Source organism: Dorea sp. AF36-15AT (assembly GCF_003477705.1).
GTDB lineage: Bacteria > Bacillota > Clostridia > Lachnospirales > Lachnospiraceae > Claveliimonas > Claveliimonas ammoniilytica.
Genome location: NZ_QUDV01000006.1, coordinates 80,874 through 98,648, shown reverse-complemented (window position 1 = coordinate 98,648; position 17,775 = coordinate 80,874). Strand labels below are relative to the sequence as shown.

The window sequence follows — 17,775 nt, the reverse complement described above, 5'->3', positions numbered from 1 at the left end:
TCTCTATCGTCCTTTCTCACGTTTCACCATCATATAGATGACGATCGGCGCACCCACAATGGATGTCACCGTACTGATATTCAGTTCCACCGGTGCCAGTGCCATTCTCGCGATCAGGTCACAGCTCATGCAGAATACAGCCCCCGCAAAAAATGTACCCGGTATGATTACAATAGGTTTCGATGTCCCAAATGCCTTTCTGGTCAGAAATGGAACCGCGATTCCTACAAATGAAATCGGCCCCGCAAATGCTGTCACGCATGCAGACAATATACTGGACAACAAAATAATCAATATACGGAACAATTGAATATTAACACCCATACTCTGTGCATAATGCTCTCCCAGCTGGTAAGCTCCAATAGGCTTGGAAAGTAAAAATGTCCATACAGCCGCCACAGCTACAATGACTGCTGCCACCCTGATATTACTCCAGCTGGAACCCGAAAAGCTTCCCAATGACCAGCCGTGAAGATTGACAATATCAGAATCGTCTGCAAATGTCACTACAAAATCAGTAATCGCCGAGCAGATATATCCGATCATGATACCACCTACCAAAAGTGATGCCATATGCTGGATCTTTCGCGACATCAGTAAAATAAATCCGGTCGATAACAAAGATCCGATAAATGCCGCCAGCACAAGCACCCCTGACGAAAAATGTCCGATATGTTTCAGAAATATAATCATTGCCAATGCAACTACCATCTTGGCTCCTGAAGAAATACCCAGCACAAACGGTCCCGCTATAGGATTCGAGAAAAAGGTCTGTAATAAGAAACCGGACAGAGACAATGCTCCGCCCAGTATCGCTGCCATAAGAATGCGGGGCAGCCGTATTTTCCAGATAATACTGTACTCTACGGCATCCCCATCTCTCATGAATAATATTCTCAATATCTTCGGTACAGAAATATGTACATTTCCCGTGTTAATATTCAATACAATGATCACGAAAAATGCTGCCAGAAGCCCCAGAAATACCACTGTATATCTGGAACGCCTTTTGAAATTCTCACTGTGAAAGCTTACGCTCTCTGTCTGCTTCTGTTCTTTCTGCATAGTACCTCACCTAATTCATTTTCTCAAGAAATGTCATCTGACTCGCATCTCCATCCGTCAGCATATGATGAATGTCCCCGATCAGTTCTCCAACTGTATCTGTTGCCTGATACAGATTTTTTCCAGTATACCATACATTTCCGTCTTTGACAGCCTTGAACTCCGCAAAGAGATCACTCTTGGACTCCAGATCCGCAATACTGCTGACCTGCCCGTCAATGGTTCCATTATAGATCAGATAATCCGTATCTACTGCTGTCGCATAGAATTCTTCCATCGTCAGCTTTACAGAAGGTGCATTGCTGTCTGCATTCTTCAGGTCTGTGAAAATGTATCTGCCGCCTGCAATCTCGATCATTGACGGAATGTAGTCATCTGACTTACGTACCACGACAGAACCATCAGAATTCATATAGAAGTATGCAACTGTCTTCTCTGTATTTTTGAAATCTTTCAGTTCTTCGATTACTTTCGCCTGATCTTCAAAAAATGATTCTGCCAGATCTTCTTTATTCAGCATTGCGCCATACAGCTTGATCCACTCTGTTCTGCCAAGCGGATGTGCTTCATAACTGGAATAGTCCACAAATACCGGAATCCCAAGTTCTTCAATCATCTCCTGTACCTTTGGTGTATGCAGGATCATGGTAGACTCAATTGCCAGATTACAGTCTCCGTCTACGATCTTCTCATAATCCGGCTCGCTATATTTACCAGCATAGGTAATTTCTCCTGACTCCATTGCTTCTTTAGCATTCTCCACATACCAGCCCGAAGCTTCCAGTCCGGAAAAACTGATAGTATCCAATGCATCCAGTCTGTCAAAAAGCGACATGGTTGCCGTTGCTGCCATGTAGATGTTCTGTACCGGCTGTTTGATCACCACAATATCCTCATCCAATCCTTCCGGTGCTTCCTTGCCCTCCGGAACAATAAGATACTGTCTGTCCTCATGTACATCAATCAGCTTATATCCATCCTTATAATAATACACATCAAATTCTTTTGCATAAGTCAGATCCATTGCCCTTTCGAAAGTCAGCTCCGGAATCTCCGGAGCATCCACTTTCTCTTTATCAGAAGCTTTTGCCTCGCTTCGCTGACTGCTTTTACTAGCTTTACTGTCATTTCCGCTCTGACCACATCCTGTTACCAAAAATGTCGCCATCATTATTACCGCAAACACCTGATATAATAACTTTTTCTTCATTTACTTTTCTCCTGCCTGCTGTACGGCTTTGTTATACAGAGCATTTGCCTGATCCTCGCATCCGAAGATCACACCATACACCTTGATCCATTCTGCTTTTGCCAGATCATCCTTTTCATCTTCCGAACGATCCACGATCATCGGGATTCCAAGAAGTGCATACTTTTCAGTAATCTTCTCCCACTGCTCAATCTGGTCTTCTTCCGTAATGGTCTTGCCCTTCTTCGTGGTCTTATCCTCTGCCGGAAGCAGTTCACTGGATACCAGAGCGAGATTTACTTCCTGTTTTACCAGATCTCGATACTTCGGGTCTCTCTCTTTACCACCGTAGATAACTTCTGCCTGTTTTTCGTCTTTTTTCTTTGACATCTTATCCGCAATATCAGAGACTTCACAGTTCTTTTTTTTCATACCGACTGCTGCCACCTGATCTAGCAGGTCCATCTCTTCCATCTGCTTCAGTATCTCATTATCGGATACATATGCTTGGTCTGTTGGCATCTGTACTACGATCATATCCTCACTGAGTCCTACAGGAATCACAGTATTCTCCGGTACAAGAAGATATTTGATGACATTTCCTTTATAAAGTTCTGCCGCCTGTTCCGTTTCACCGACTACAGCCTCGCCGCCTTCCGCAGAATCCGCCGCTTCCGATGTCTGATCCTTCGAAGTCTCTTCTGACTTATTCGAATCTTCGTTCGTATCTGTATCTTTGTTTGTATCAGTATCTTTATTATCAGAGTCTTTCTTTTTCGGATCTCGGATGGTGTCTTTTGTCACATCTACTTCCAGAAGTGTAATACCTTTATCATAATGATAGATTTTAAAATACTCTGCATGCTCCAGTTTCGTCTCAGACTCATAATTCAGTCCCATAATCTCAGGTGCTTTGTCATCCAATGTCTTATTTTGAATAGTCCCTGCACCTTTTCCATTGCCAGCAGCCGCCAGATATATAAAAATCGTATAAGCAATCTCATGCGCCACAGACATTTTATCCGTCATAGCCAGAATCGTATTATTCTCATTCAAAGCTACCGGAATTACAACCGTCGCCATTCCACCGCCTTTGGTTGTATAGTAAGTCTTTCCATTTGTCTTTACATACTGGTAATGATCGCTGTCAAATACCAGCGTTGCAAATGCCTGCCCATTCGTAATCGTAACCTTATTACAGCTGATCTTTACCTTACCGGTTCCACCTGACCAGCTAAATCTGTCTGGCGTATATACGCCATCAACTAATGTAGTAGAACTGTTGACAGCAGATGTAGATCCACTGGTATCTGCCTCCCACTTGGATTCATTGTCCGCCTTGCCGTCATTTGGCTTTGATGCACCAGAATTACCATTACCATTATTATCCGACGGCTTAGACGGAGTAGATGGGTTGGATGGATTTGTATTGCTGTCATCACTTATCTTCTGTAACGTGTCATATTTAAATGTAAGAGTACGAGCATACCACTGATTCTTTTTAATAGAATGAGAGGCTACTGCAATTTCCTTATCCAACGCCTCTACCGGAATGGTATAGGTATACTTGCCATTTGCATCTACCACATATGGAACCCATGATTTACGATCTGCTTTCTCAGCATCTGCTCCCGTTCCCATATAGAGATAATCATACCCTGTACCACTCAAAGTGATTACCGCTGACATCAAGCCATTCTTAACTGTCAGCTTACAGTCAACTACTTTAAACATAGCCGCGCCAGTTTCCACTTCAATAGAGTATATGCCATCCGCTGCTGTCGGATATATTCTATTCATGTTAGAAAAATCAAATGTTAATTCACGGTCATACCATTTTGCATATTTTGTAGAATACGCCGCTAACTTTACTTTGTTTTCTGCAAGAGAATTTAATGGCAGGCTATAGGTATACTTTCCATTTACATCTTCCACAAATGGAATCCATGTGCTCTTATCTGCAGCTGCTGCTTCTTCTTTTGTTCCCTTATATAAATATCCATACCCAGTTCCACTTAAAGTAAGTACCGCTGTCAGTTTTCCATCTTTTACCACTAGCTTACAATCTACAACTTTAAACATGGACGCACTGGATGTTACGCCTATGTTGTTATAGCTTCCATCTTCCGGGGTAGTCGGAGTTGGTTCTGGTCTCGGAGTCAGTTCTGGCTCCGGTGTTGGATTCGTTCCCGGTTCCGTCACTGTTTCCTCCGGAATATAAATCCACAGATCAGCCTTGGTATACCAGCTTCCATCTGGCTTTCCCAGTACTACCGACTGCACTTTTCCAACTTTAGATGCATCTACTTTAAATGTAAATGTATTGGTTCCATCTGCACTTCTACTAATTACAGGTTCTTTTGTTTCATCGTTTTTTGATCCCAGATAAATCTTATCATAACTGTTGCTGCTTGTAGTAAATGACACATCATACAGTTCTCCATTTTTCTTAACCGTTGAAGTGGTAATTTTGAACATTGCAAATACATTTCCATCTTCTTTTACTACCTGAACAGTATTACTCGTTACAGTTGGTGCATTTGCTGTCTGTACTACAACATTCTCTCCATCTGATGCTTCACTCTGCACCTGTCCTGTCTCTGCTGTTTGCTGACTTTCCTGCTGAACAGCTACACTGCCGGATTTTTCTGCGTCTGCTGTGTTGCTATTATTGTTTGACACATTTTCCTTTTCCTGACTCGACGCGTTGCCAGCTTCTTCTGATGCCGGATTCTGACTCTCTGATTTGTTTTCTGACTCTGCTACAGTTTCATTCTGACTGCTGTTTTCCGTGACACCGGCTTCATCCGATGATGCATAAGCTTTCGTATAGCTAAGCGGTGACACAAGCATAGACGCACTTAAGCAAAGAGCAAGAAAACGCTTATAATATCTCTTCATTTTTCTCCTCATTCCTTCTGCAATATCATGTTGTCTTTGTTATCTGGGGAAATAATCAGAATAAAGAATTCTACAAAAATCAAACCTTCCTGACCTGAAATACAGGAAGCCTTGAATTCATGATCATTTCGGTACAATCAATTACTCGTGATCCGGAATCTGCATTCCCCGCACCAACGACCGGCAGGTTTCCTGACTTGTAAAGTATCTCTATGTCTGCCTTCCCAGTTATCCAGTGGCATTCCAGCCATAGCCATTTACTCACAGTGACGAGTTCGTACAGGCATCTCACCTGTTTCCCTTTTACCTGTTCCGGCATAGTCTGCTTAAAGAATCTTATTCCGCAGCCATGCTAAACAGCACCGAACGTTTTATAAAATTACCTAGTTAATATAGCATCTGACGATCGGCAAGTCAACAACTCACCAGCCGTCTTCCAGACTCATTTCTTTTCTTATTAAGTACTATCCTTTCATGTATTTGATCCTGTTTTATTCGTATACGACTTCAGACAACCACTCTTGTACTATATCCATGCCTACTTCCAATACTTCCGCAATATCTGAAAGAGCAGTTCCTTTTTTAGACAGCAGCAATGCTGAACGCTTAGCCTTAAGAACTTCACCTTCTTTTACTCCTTCATCGTATAATTCCTGTAATTCTTCACACATAATCTCCACCCCTTCTTTCGTCTCTTTCAACATATGTACCCGTGCCGCAAGAACCTTGCTGTACATATCCTTTGCTTCTCTGCAATTCAGATCATGTATCAGTCTTCCAAGTTCCGTATCGTCACGATTGGATCCATTGACATAGATAATATCTAACTCATCACCAAAATCCGCTTCCACTTCCCGTACTGTCCTACTAATGTGATAAATCGGCAAGCCCCCACCAAGCACATCATTCTTTGTAATAAATATTACAGTAGTACATGGGAGATTCTGAAACTCTGTCCCCGGTTCTAAAATATTCGCATCCAGAAGACTTGAAGGATAAACTCTGTGCACGCTTTTTCTTTCAGAACATTCCTCATAAATATATCGTTCATAATCGTGAATTGTTTAATCAATTCAATATACCTATCATGTCTTTCTTCTAGTCTTCCTGCTGTTCCCTGTGTCATCCTCATTCGCCTCCATGTTATCATCAAATAAGATTCTTTTCAAGTTGTCTTCCGGAATATTCTCTCAATCTTTTTTCTTGTTTATCCACCATACCATATCAACATAACTTTTTCAATATGTTTTTATGTTTATTTAAATTTATCATTTTTGTATATATCCACTGTGTATCATTTACCCTTTTTATATGTCCCAGCCCTACCACAAAAGTCACATAAACTCATTTAAAAAAGTCCCTTTTTGTAGTTATTAATTACCGCAAAAGGAACTTCATATCACATATACCATTCTTTCTATTTCAAAAACTCTTCTACATCTACCTCATCAAATGACTGAATCACCGGGTATTCTGTTTCTTCCTGCTGTTCTATCCATTTCGTATACCAAATTCCTTTTAATCCGTTATCCCAGGCGCCCTTTACATCTTTTGTAAGATTATCTCCGATAAATGCACATTCACCTGCAGGTACTCCTGCTTTTTCAACACATAATTCAAACAGATGCGGTGTTGGTTTCTCCACTCCTGCTTCTTCACTGGTAACAATAAAATCAATATATGGCGAAAGATTTAAAAATTCCAGTCGTCGGTATTGAATATGTGCAGTCATATCCGTTCCAATCCCAATACGAATACCACGTTCTTTCAATTTCTGCATAAACCAGGTGATTCCTGGCGAAATCAATGAATGCTCGATTGATGCATTCCAGTACCTGTCATACATATTCACCGTATGCGGAAATAATGGCTTGTCCCACAATTCCAACATACACTGCATCCGCATCAGACGATTGTGCATGGCTGCTGTCTCACTGCCAATTCTGCCCATCATGATCTTGTTAGCTCTTTTATAACATTCTTCTGTTTCTTCTTCCGATACTCCAAACACGCGATTGCAATAAGCCGCTAATGATCTCATGCCGTATTCATGACTGTGTTCGTAGCTATATAACGTATTATCAATATCAAAAATTACAGCTTTTATCATATGTACTCCTCTTCTATGTAACATCTCGGATTGCTCCGCGCTTCGCGCTCTCTCAATCCTCAAAACATTCGGATTCCGCCCTGTCGGGCTTCTTCCTCATGTTTTGGCGGGTATAAAGGACAAGCCGTTTCATGCGAGCATGAACGGCTTGTCTTTTATACCCTGGTATTACATATTTTTCAAAAATGCCTTATATCCTTTATATGCTTCGTAGATATCGGCTTTGCTTGCGATTTCCCATGGAGCATGCATGCACAGAATAGCTACACCGCTGTCGATGACTTCCATTCCGTAGTTTGCCATGATGTATGCGATGGTTCCGCCGCCACCGACATCAACTTTACCAAGCTCTGCGAACTGGTATGCTACTCCATCCGTATCTAATGCCTTGCGGATCTGTGCAAGATATTCTGCATTGGCATCGTTGGATCCGCTCTTTCCGCGGCTTCCTGTGAACTTATTGAATACAAGTCCTTTTCCGAAAAATGCTGAACTTCTCTTCTCAAAGGCTTCTGCAAACATCGGATCGTAAGCTGCGCTTACATCTGAAGAAAGCATCTTAGAGTTCTGCAGTGCTCTTCTTACTTTAATATCAGCAGTCTCACCCATTAATGCAAGAATCTCTGCTACTACATTTTCGAAGAATCTTGAATGCATACCTGTTGCACCAACGCTTCCGATTTCTTCTTTATCTACTAAGATACAACATGTTGTTCTGTCTCCTGCTTCAACATCCAGCATAGCAAAGAGAGATGTAAATCCACATACTCTGTCGTCCTGTCCGTATCCCATTACCATACTTCTGTCAAATCCCATGTCTCTGGACTTTCCAGCCGGAACGATCTCTAACTCTGCTGAAACAAAATCTTCTTCTGTCATTCCATAACGCTCTTCCAGAATAGCAAGCATATTCTTCTTTACTGCTTCTTTCTCATCTTCCGATACTCCTTCGAGCGGACGGTTACCAATGATCACGTCAAGTTTCTCGCCTTCGATGATCGCATTGGCTTTCTGCTCCATCTGCTTGGCAGCCAGATGTGGCAACAGGTCTGTTACTGCAAATACCGGATCTTCCTCGCTCTCACCGATGCATACGTCTACGACTTCTCCGTTCGTCTTAGCAACCACACCATGAATTGCGAGCGGCATTGTCAACCACTGATATTTCTTAATTCCACCATAATAGTGCGTATCCAGATATGCAAATTCTTCACTTTCATATAATGGATTCTGCTTTACATCAATACGTGGTGAATCGATGTGTGCTCCCAGAATATTCATACCTTCTTCCAGTGGCTTCTTACCAATCTGGAACAGAGATACACTCTTGTCCATGCATACTGCATAGATCTTATCTCCTGCCTTTACAGGTGTCTGATTCTTAATCAGATCACGGATATCCTGATATCCTTTTTCCTTTGCCATACGAACTGCGACTTTCACACATTCACGCTCTGTCTTACCTTCGTCCAGGCAATGTTTATACAATGCATTTGTAGCTTCTAACTCAGCAATCTGATCCTGATTATATGAGGACCATACATTTGCTCTCTCCATTTTTCACTACCTCCTAAATTATACTATTGGATCAGACATTTGCTTATATAGTCTGTCCTTTCTGCGTAATTCTTAGTATAACACATCCCTATCTTAGATGCCATATCATTTCCCTGTTATTCTGACATTCAAGTCGAACGTCCATGAGACTTGGCGCGTGATTCTGGTCAGCGAAGCTGACATATTCCTATCAGAATCACTGCGCATCCTCGCGGAGCGTTTATCTCAGTCGGAGATTGGACTCCCACTGAGACAAATTTGCTATTACTCATTACCTGAAGAGGTGGGAGTCTTCTCGACTGAGATAACATCACAGAATTCCTCTACTGGAGTTTTCTATATTATTTCGTTTCTCCACGAGGGTCCACACCGTCATCAAAGCACCGTAGAGTACACCTGCGACTGCCCAAATAAACCAGCTATACTGCGGCTGGCCATTTCCCTGCGGTCCAAATGTATAATAAAGAAAAATTGCTGTTACTATCAGCCAGTATACAACGCTGACCGTTCCGCGCACGCTTTTCTCTTCCTTACTTTTTCGTGAATAATCTCCCTCTTCCAGCAGTTTATCCATGGCATTCTGTATCGTACCTGCATAAACAAATGCATAGCATCCTAAGCCGACAATGATCAATAGCAGACTTACCATGCCAACATATAGGATATCCGGTCCCTCCACGCAAACTGACATGAATAACGGCAATACTGACAAGATGCACAGCACCACTCCTGTGATATTCATACGGCTGTACGCCGGTCGAAACTCTTCTTTCTGTTTCTTTACCATCTCTGCTGCTCCGGTCTCCAGTTGAATTGCTTCATTCTCCAGATAATCATACTGTTTCACTTTATGATAACAGGACATAAACTCTACCACCGCAATCGTAACCAGAAGCAACAGCACACACAGTCCGATCCCAGCAGCCATATTTTCTGACAAAGAGAACTCAGGACGTTCACTGAGTGCACTGAGCATAAGAAGTGCTATCGGAGACAGTACGCATAACAATGTGGCACCGGCCATCTTCGGTGCCGCTTCCCTGCGGAGTCTGAGATATTCTGATGCCTCATTCATTGTAAGTACCCGCAGTTCTTCCGGATTATCTTCTGATTCTTTTCTATTAATGATCTCTTTATCTTCTGTCTTCGTATCTTCTATCTCTTCTTTTAACAGATAGTCTGTCGTAACTCCAAATATCTCACTCATTTGTATAATTTTCTGAATATCCGGTACTGACTGTGCTCCTTCCCATTTTGATACAGACTGTCTCGTCACACTGAGCTGTTCTGCAAGTTCTTCCTGTGACCACCCTTTTCTTTTTCGCAATAATATGATTTTATCTGCTAAGATCATATCTATCCTCCTGACTAAAACTCACGTTTCTTTTCTTGTGAACACAGCATAACATTTTCCTCTTTTGCTTACCATAAGGTATACCATACAATTTGTCAACTGACAGTTGCAACCACGTATTTCTGCCTGTTACAGCCATATATTTTTGCTTGTCAACGCTATATAAAAAGACAGACCATGACTCTGTCTTAAGCCACGCTCTGTCTTAACAGCTCATTATTAAGTCACTATTTCGTTTACAGCTGCCAGCCTGCCGCCTGCATCTGTACTGCTGCCATATGCTGATAGATGCCGCCTTTCTCTTCCAGTTCTTTCGGAATACCAATCTCTGCCACTACGCCATCTTTTAATACAACAATCTTATCCGCCTCGGCTACCGTACGCATGCGATGCGCAATAATCATAACGGTCTTATTCCTGATCAGTTTTGAAAGTGATTCCTGAATAACCGTCTCATTATCCACATCCAGTGATGCTGTTGCTTCATCCAGCAGAATGATCGGTGCATCCTTCAGGAATGCTCTGGCGATCGAAATTCTCTGCCGCTCACCGCCAGACAATTCGGAGCCGTTTTCACCGATCATTGTATTCCAGCCATTCGGCATTTTTTCTGCGAACTCATCACAATGTGCCAGCTTTGCAGCTGCAATAACTTCTTCATCGGTTGCATCCTGTCTGCCGATTCGGATATTTTCCATAATCGAATTATTAAATAATGTTACATCCTGAAAGACAATGGAATACAGAGACATCAGCGTCTCCGGATCCACATTCTGTATATCCATACCTCCAACTGTAATCCGTCCTTTCTGTGCGTCCCAGAATCTGGATGCCAGTCTGGATACCGTTGTCTTTCCACCACCGGAAGGTCCGATCAAAGCTGTAACCTCACCCTGTTTCGCTGTAAATGAAACATCTTTTAACACCGTTTCTCCGCTGTCATAAGCAAATCCCACATGCGAAAATTCAATATCATAGCCTTTATTCGTAAGTTCGGTTTTTCCTTTCTGTACTTTATGAGACAATATCTCATCCAGACGTTCACACTGGACATCAGTTGCAATAATCGCTGCCAGATTCTGTAATGAGATCTGCATCGGATCATACAATCTGGATACCAGCAGCAGAAACATAAAGAAAGTCAGCACATCAATATCACCTTTTGCCAGAAGCATACCCCCCAACAAAGCAGTTGTTGCAATACCAAACTTCAGGATCATCTGTGCACCTGCCACAAATACCGCTGTAGTTAATTCTGAAAAAATCGCATGCTTTTCCACTGCATGGATTTTATCATCAAGTCCTTTCAGATACTCGTCTTCTGAATTATTGGCGCGCAGATCACGTACGGTTTCCAGACACTCCTGAATCCCGTCTGCACACGCCATCTTCAGAGTCATCTGTTTGGCTGCCATATTCTTCTGTACTCTACCGGAACAGAGCACGATCAGAAATGAAACCGGAAGTACCCAAAGAGCTGCGATTGCCATTCTCCAGTTCAAAAAGAAAAGGCTCACAGCCACTAATACTGTAGAAATACACGCACCGATCAGTTCCGGAATCCAATGCGAAGATGCTGTCTCCATGGTGGCACAGTCTGCCATAATCGCACTGGTAAGGTCTGACAGATCTTTCTTTCCAAAAAAAGATAATGGTATCTTTCTAAGCTTTTCTGCCAATGTAGTTCTTCGCACTCCACTTTCTATGTAAGTATTTAAGAATGTTGCATTATACTGAATATAAGTTGTCACAGCAATCAGGATCAGACACGCAATACATCCAATTGCAAAGAAACCTCCTCTGCCGTTCAGATCATCTGCCATATAGTATTTCACCAGCATATATAACATTCCTACCGGCAACATCAGAACAATATCTGAGATCGTTACAGAAATAAATGCACGGATCATATCCTGCGCACCTTTTTCTGAAAGCGCATATCTGTGTTGTAATTTCTCTTTTAATGTCATATTACACACCTACCTTCCAGCATACAGACTGATTATATTTTTCCCACATGTGAGCATATAATCCATTTGCTTTTTCCAGACTTTCATGAGTACCTGATTCTTCGATCTCACCATCTTTTAATACAAAGATACGATCGGCATTGGTTACAGAAGACAATCTGTGGGCAATCATGACAACCGTCTTGCCCTTAGAAAGTCTGCTGAACGCTTCCTGTACTTTTGTCTCATTATCAGGATCTGCAAATGCTGTCGCCTCATCGAGGATCAGAATCGGTGCATTCTTAAGCATTGCCCGTGCAATGGACAGACGCTGTGCCTCACCACCGGATACATAGGTACCTTTTGTTCCAATAATCGTATCCATACCATCCGGAAGTTTTTCTATAATATCTTCACACTGGGCATTCTTTAATGCTTCCATCACTTCTTCTCTGGAAGCATCTTTCTTACCCATACGCACATTATCATAAATAGACATTTTCAACAGTTTACTATCCTGAAACACAAATGAAACCTGCTCCAGCAGCTCCTTTGACGGAATATCTCTGACATCCACACCGCCGATCTTCACTGCGCCTTCCGTCACATCAAAGAACCTTGCGATCAGGCTTGCCAGCGTAGTCTTCCCTCCGCCGGACGGTCCTATAAATGCCACATGTTCTCCCTCTCCGATTTTGAGATTGATCTGATGCAATGCATCTTTCGCAGCGTCTTCATATCGGAAAGATACGCGTTCAAAGATAATCGAATGATCTTTTGGCTGCTCTTCCCGTCCACTCTCTTCCAGCGGTCTACGATCCATGATTCCATCCACACGTGCCAGTGCATCTGCCACGATCATTTTATTCTCACTGGAGAACATGATCTTATTCAGTGTCACTGTAATGATCGGTGTGATAATAATGTAAAACAATAGATTTAAAAGAAATGTATTACTTGCTGTAAAGAAAAATGCAGCCGCGATCAATATGGTAAATACCGCATTGATAATTGTTGTATAGGCAACCATCGGTATCCTCAGATCCTCTGTATATGCAATCGTCCATTTTTCATATTTTTCAATGGATGTACGGAAGCGTTTAAACGAAAACACAGACTGCCCAAACGTCTTAACGACAGGAATACCACGCACGTATTCCACAGCTTCGCTGGACATTTCCTCCAGTGCATTCTGATACTCCTTCATCTTCTGTTCCATCTTCTTCCCCGTCATGCTTCCCATGATAAGAAATGCAAGACCTACAGGAATAAGACTTAACAATCCAAGCCGCCAGTCAAATACCAGCAGCAACACCAGCAGTCCCACCGGTGTAGCATAGGCCCCTGCCTGATCCGGAAGCTGATGAGCCAGATATGCTTCCGTTGCTGCACTGCATTCATTTACCGTTTTACGGATTTTTCCGCTTCCTTCACTATCCATAAAGCCTAATGGCAATGTCACAATATGATGCATCATTTCTGATCTCATATTTGCCTGCACGCGAAACGCTGCAATATGAGAGCACATCAAAGCACCAATATAGATTACCATAGATAATAATGCTGAAAGCACAGCAGACCACCCATAGCTGGATAAATGCTCTACCTGGCTGTACTCCGGTGCTGCATTCAGCACTTCTCTGATGATTTTCCAAATGTAATAGAATGGTACGAGCGCAATCCATGCACTGATCACAGACAGTATCCATGACAGAATTGTCAGGTATTTGTAATTGCCTGCATACGCAAAGAGCCTTGCTAAGGAACTTTGTTTCTTCATCTTAAAACCTCTTTTCCTCTTCTTTAAATTATGCTATTTTTCTCCTTATCAATAATTAGTTGTAACTAACTATCAATTTTAAGAAAAGACTGCATGCGGCGCAGTCGTCATATATAACACTGTTATAAAGATACTCCAAAAATTCCTTTTTTGTCAAGCATTTTCGTTAGTTTTAACTTACTGTTTTAGTATTTTCATCCAGCCAGCTGTATAAAATTCGTGCATAGTTTTCAGATATATCTTCGCCTGATCAAGTGGCATCTGATGAATAAACATTTCAAAATAGGTGTTAAACATTCCAGTTGCCAGCATATGTTCCAGCATAGAATCAATCTCCGGCGACGGTCTGCCCACACTGTCAAGGCTCTCCTGATAGCGATGTGTCGCTTCTACCTCAATTTCCACCATTTCATCAATCATTCCCGCATATCTTGTTCCTTCCGCGCAGCACAAAAGAAGCTGAAATTCCTCCGGATAATTCTGTGCATAGAGCAACACGTCAAGCATACAGTCCACGGATATCTCTCCCACATGATTCGGCTGTTCCTCTGCCGGAAGCTCCGCAAATTCATCCTGCGCCTGACAGAAATATTCCATCACATAATGATATTGCTCATCTACCAGCGCTCCAAACAATTCTTCCTTACTCTTGTAATGTCCATAAAATGCACCGGTCGTAACTCCGGCCATTTTCACAATATTCCGAAGCGAAGCTGTCTTAAATCCTTTTTCCAGAAATTCCTTTTTTGCCGCTATATGAATTTGTTCTAATGTGTTATGTTTTGCATCCTGCTTCAATCCTAACGTCCTCCCGGCATCATATACAGCAACGCATTGCAGATGCAGGCTGCAATATTACTGCCGCCTTTTCTTCCTCTTGCTACGATATACGGCACATCTTCTAATGTCAGTATCAGTTCCTTCGACGGCACGACATTCACAAATCCTACCGGCACACCGATGATAAGTTCCGGCTTCACTGCCCCGGACTTCACAAGTTCATACAGATGTACCAGAGCTGTCGGCGCATTACCGATCGCAAAAATCAATGGTCCCGGAAGCTTTGCCGCATGCTCCATGCTGACTACCGCGCGGGTTACACCCCTCCTCTTTGCCTCTTCTGCCACATCCGGATCCGACATAAAGCATCGGATCTGACAGCCGAGTGCTGCAAGCTTTCTTTTATTAACACCTGCCATCGCCATCTGCGTATCCGTGACGATCGTTGCACCACTTCCCAATACTTTCAGTGCATGCTCTATTACACCCTCTGAAAATACAAGATTCTTCGCATAATCAAAATCTGCACTGGTATGAATGCAGCGCTTTACCACAGGTTCGGTTCCCGGCACCAGCTTCACGTCTCCCAGTTCTTCTGTGATAATTTCGAAACTCCTCTTCTCAATCTCCTGCGGAAGCACCTGTTCCAGTTCAATCTCTTTCATCATCTTCATCTTCGTTACCCCTTAATCTTTGTACCAATTCCCATGACCACACGCACCACTTCATCTGAAAAGGCAGCCAGCTCCGTACAGATCCTCCCTACCTGTTCTCTGTAACAGCGATCGGCTGCATCAATCGGCACCAACCCATATCCAATCTCATCACTGACCAGAACAATCCCTGGATTCTGATGGATCAGCTTGTCTGCAAGTACAGCTCTCTGTTCTTCTTTTACATTTCGTATATATTCATGGAAACCATAAATAGCTTTGCATGTAAATATATCTGTTTCTTTGCACTCTTTTCCATTCATCCAATCTTTATCTGCAATCTCTGGAAAATGTGCTTTCGCCCATGCAAGCTGTCCCTGATAAGCTCCACCGATTATCATCTTCATCGCTTTACCTCCACTGGTATTCCATAGACCACTTCCGTTACCCAATCTGCCTTCTGTGCAAGCCTGCGGTTCACTTCCGAGAGAATCTTCTTATACCGGTTCATATCCGCTGAATCTCTGGTACACTCCGAACACACTTCATTGGTAACGATCACCACATGTTCACATCTGCCACAGAGTTCCTGCACACCGTCCACAATCCTGTCCACGGTCCGCTCTCCTGCTCCATCCGGTCGATAGATCTCATTTGCCGTCAGATTCGACATACACTCCAACAGAACCGCCGGACGATCTGTCATCGTCTCTGCCGTTCCTTTCAGATTCACATAGCACTCCAGCGTATCGAACCCTTTATCCTTACGCATCTCCCGGTGACGTTCAATTTTCTTAAGCGTCTCTTCTCCAAATGGCTCCATCGTAGCAATATAATATTTTTTGCAATTATTTTGTTTCGCAAGGCGTAGGAGTTCTGTTTCCGCATAAGCGGATTTCCCGCTTCCGCTGCCTCCGGTTACTACATGCAGCATTACTTTCCTCCACGTTCTATGATCTCATAGACCATCTTCATATCCAGATTCTCCCGGATAATATCTGCCAACTTATCGTACTGTTCTTCTTTATACTGTTTTCGATCAATATTCTTCACCTGATCTGCATCCAGACCTTTCCGCCGAAGAATCGCCTTAAGAACTGCTGTTACCACCTCAGCCTGATCAAAAATACCATGAATATAACATCCATAAACATTACCATGCTGCATACCGTCCACAGTTCCATTGTCCAGATGCAAAAGATCTCTCGTGTCTCTCAGTTTTTCTGTTTGACCCATATGAATCTCATATCCGGTAAACGGCACATCCGTAAGTTCCGCAAATATTCCTTGTACAATACCAAAATGACCGGTTATCTGTGTCCGATGCTTTTCCGGTTCAAAGACTGTTCTTGCAGGCAGAAGTTCCATACCTCGCACACATTTGCCAGCACCAGCTTCCACTCCGTCAGGATCATGCACTTCAGCTCCCAGCATCTGATATCCACCACAGATGCCAAATACCAGACCACCTGCCGATGCATGGCGGAGTATCTTTCCTTCTAATCCATTCTGTCGCATCCACAGAAGATCTGCGATCGTACTCTTAGTTCCCGGAAGGATCACCAGATCCGGTTCGCCAAAATCTGCTGACTGACTGATATAACGAAGCGATACTTCTTCTCTGCATTCAAGCGCAGCCAGATCTGTAAAATTCGAAATCCTCGGAAAACGGATAACCGCAATATCAATCGGTCCATTTCCCTGCTTTCCCGCGAAACGCTCAGACAAGCTGTCCTCATCGTCAATATCCAGATAGAAGTACGGCACTACCCCACAGACCGGCACATGAGTTCGCTCTACCAGCATATCCAGTCCCGGTCGTAAGATTTCCTTATCTCCACGGAATTTATTGATAATAGTTCCCTTGATGCGTCGCCTTTCTTCCTCCTCTAACAGCACAATGGTTCCAACAATCTGCGCAAACACACCTCCTCTGTCGATATCTCCGGTCAAAAGCACCGGTGCGTCGATCATTTTCGCCAACCCCATATTAACAATATCATTGGTCTTCAGATTAATCTCCGCCGGGCTTCCTGCACCTTCCACTACGATTATATCATACTGCTTCGACAGCTTTTCATATGCTTCCATGATCACCGGAATATACTCTGTCTTTCTCCGGTAATATTCCATGGCCGACATAGTTCCTTCCACTTTTCCATTGATGATCACCTGTGAGCCTGTATCATTGGTCGGCTTCAACAGGATTGGATTCATTGCCGCAATTGGTTCAATACCTGCCGCCTCTGCCTGCATTACCTGCGCCCTTCCCATTTCCAGACCGTCTTCTGTAATGTATGAATTCAATGCCATATTCTGGGATTTGAACGGAGCTGCCTTTACACCGTCCTGCGCAAGCACCCGCAGAAGTCCTCCCGTCAGCACACTTTTCCCGGCATTTGACATGGTTCCCTGTATCATAATCGGCTTTGCCATC

The 17,775-nt window shown here is 43.0% G+C and carries 14 protein-coding genes and 1 riboswitch; all 14 genes read right to left on the bottom strand.

What is annotated here, in order from left to right:
• Nucleotides 1-3 precede the first annotated feature (3 nt).
• The 14 genes from DWZ93_RS09935 to DWZ93_RS09870 all read right to left on the bottom strand — a co-directional run bounded on the left by DWZ93_RS09935 (nt 4) and on the right by DWZ93_RS09870 (nt 17,774).
• Entirely contained in the window at nt 4-1,065 is a 1,062-nt protein-coding gene (locus DWZ93_RS09935) for a FecCD family ABC transporter permease (RefSeq protein WP_118452815.1), read from the bottom strand.
• 10 nt (nt 1,066-1,075) lie between these two features.
• Complete coding sequence (locus DWZ93_RS09930; RefSeq protein WP_118452814.1) at nt 1,076-2,275, bottom strand: ABC transporter substrate-binding protein; 1,200 nt, start codon at nt 2,273-2,275, stop codon at nt 1,076-1,078.
• Nucleotides 2,276-5,155 (bottom strand): hypothetical protein, encoded by a 2,880-nt coding sequence (locus DWZ93_RS09925; protein ID WP_118452813.1) that lies wholly within the window; start codon nt 5,153-5,155, stop codon nt 2,276-2,278.
• A 165-nt stretch (nt 5,156-5,320) separates the two neighbouring features.
• Nucleotides 5,321-5,537, bottom strand: a riboswitch (cobalamin riboswitch).
• A gap of 109 nt (nt 5,538-5,646) precedes the next feature.
• Nucleotides 5,647-6,165: a hypothetical protein gene (locus tag DWZ93_RS09920; protein ID WP_243061259.1), complete on the bottom strand. Its 519-nt coding sequence runs from the start codon at nt 6,163-6,165 to the stop codon at nt 5,647-5,649.
• A 407-nt stretch (nt 6,166-6,572) separates the two neighbouring features.
• Complete coding sequence (locus tag DWZ93_RS09915; protein WP_118452812.1) at nt 6,573-7,265, bottom strand: HAD family hydrolase; 693 nt, start codon at nt 7,263-7,265, stop codon at nt 6,573-6,575.
• 168 nt (nt 7,266-7,433) lie between these two features.
• The gene (locus DWZ93_RS09910) at nt 7,434-8,822 is read right to left on the bottom strand and encodes an aminopeptidase (protein WP_118452811.1); all 1,389 of its coding nucleotides are present in this window, start codon (nt 8,820-8,822) and stop codon (nt 7,434-7,436) included.
• Nucleotides 8,823-9,132: 310 nt separating this feature from the next.
• Entirely contained in the window at nt 9,133-10,176 is a 1,044-nt protein-coding gene (locus DWZ93_RS09905) for a helix-turn-helix domain-containing protein (RefSeq protein ID WP_118452810.1), read from the bottom strand.
• A gap of 236 nt (nt 10,177-10,412) precedes the next feature.
• A complete protein-coding gene (locus DWZ93_RS09900; protein ID WP_199665927.1) occupies nt 10,413-12,146 on the bottom strand; it encodes an ABC transporter ATP-binding protein in 1,734 nt (577 codons plus the stop codon).
• A 1-nt stretch (nt 12,147) separates the two neighbouring features.
• Entirely contained in the window at nt 12,148-13,905 is a 1,758-nt protein-coding gene (locus tag DWZ93_RS09895) for an ABC transporter ATP-binding protein (RefSeq protein ID WP_118452808.1), read from the bottom strand.
• Between the two features lie 177 nt (nt 13,906-14,082).
• Nucleotides 14,083-14,703, bottom strand: a complete 621-nt coding sequence (locus DWZ93_RS09890) for a TetR/AcrR family transcriptional regulator (RefSeq protein ID WP_118452807.1) — start codon at nt 14,701-14,703, stop codon at nt 14,083-14,085.
• A gap of 2 nt (nt 14,704-14,705) precedes the next feature.
• The gene (locus DWZ93_RS09885) at nt 14,706-15,359 is read right to left on the bottom strand and encodes a precorrin-8X methylmutase (protein WP_330421764.1); all 654 of its coding nucleotides are present in this window, start codon (nt 15,357-15,359) and stop codon (nt 14,706-14,708) included.
• Between the two features lie 5 nt (nt 15,360-15,364).
• The gene (locus DWZ93_RS09880) at nt 15,365-15,745 is read right to left on the bottom strand and encodes a bifunctional adenosylcobinamide kinase/adenosylcobinamide-phosphate guanylyltransferase (protein WP_118452806.1); all 381 of its coding nucleotides are present in this window, start codon (nt 15,743-15,745) and stop codon (nt 15,365-15,367) included.
• Nucleotides 15,742-16,272 (bottom strand): bifunctional adenosylcobinamide kinase/adenosylcobinamide-phosphate guanylyltransferase, encoded by a 531-nt coding sequence (locus DWZ93_RS09875; protein WP_118452805.1) that lies wholly within the window; start codon nt 16,270-16,272, stop codon nt 15,742-15,744. Before DWZ93_RS09875 ends, DWZ93_RS09880 begins: the two co-directional genes overlap by 4 nt.
• The gene (locus DWZ93_RS09870) at nt 16,272-17,774 is read right to left on the bottom strand and encodes a cobyric acid synthase (RefSeq protein WP_118452804.1); all 1,503 of its coding nucleotides are present in this window, start codon (nt 17,772-17,774) and stop codon (nt 16,272-16,274) included. Before DWZ93_RS09870 ends, DWZ93_RS09875 begins: the two co-directional genes overlap by 1 nt.
• Between the last annotated feature and the right edge of the window lies 1 nt (nt 17,775).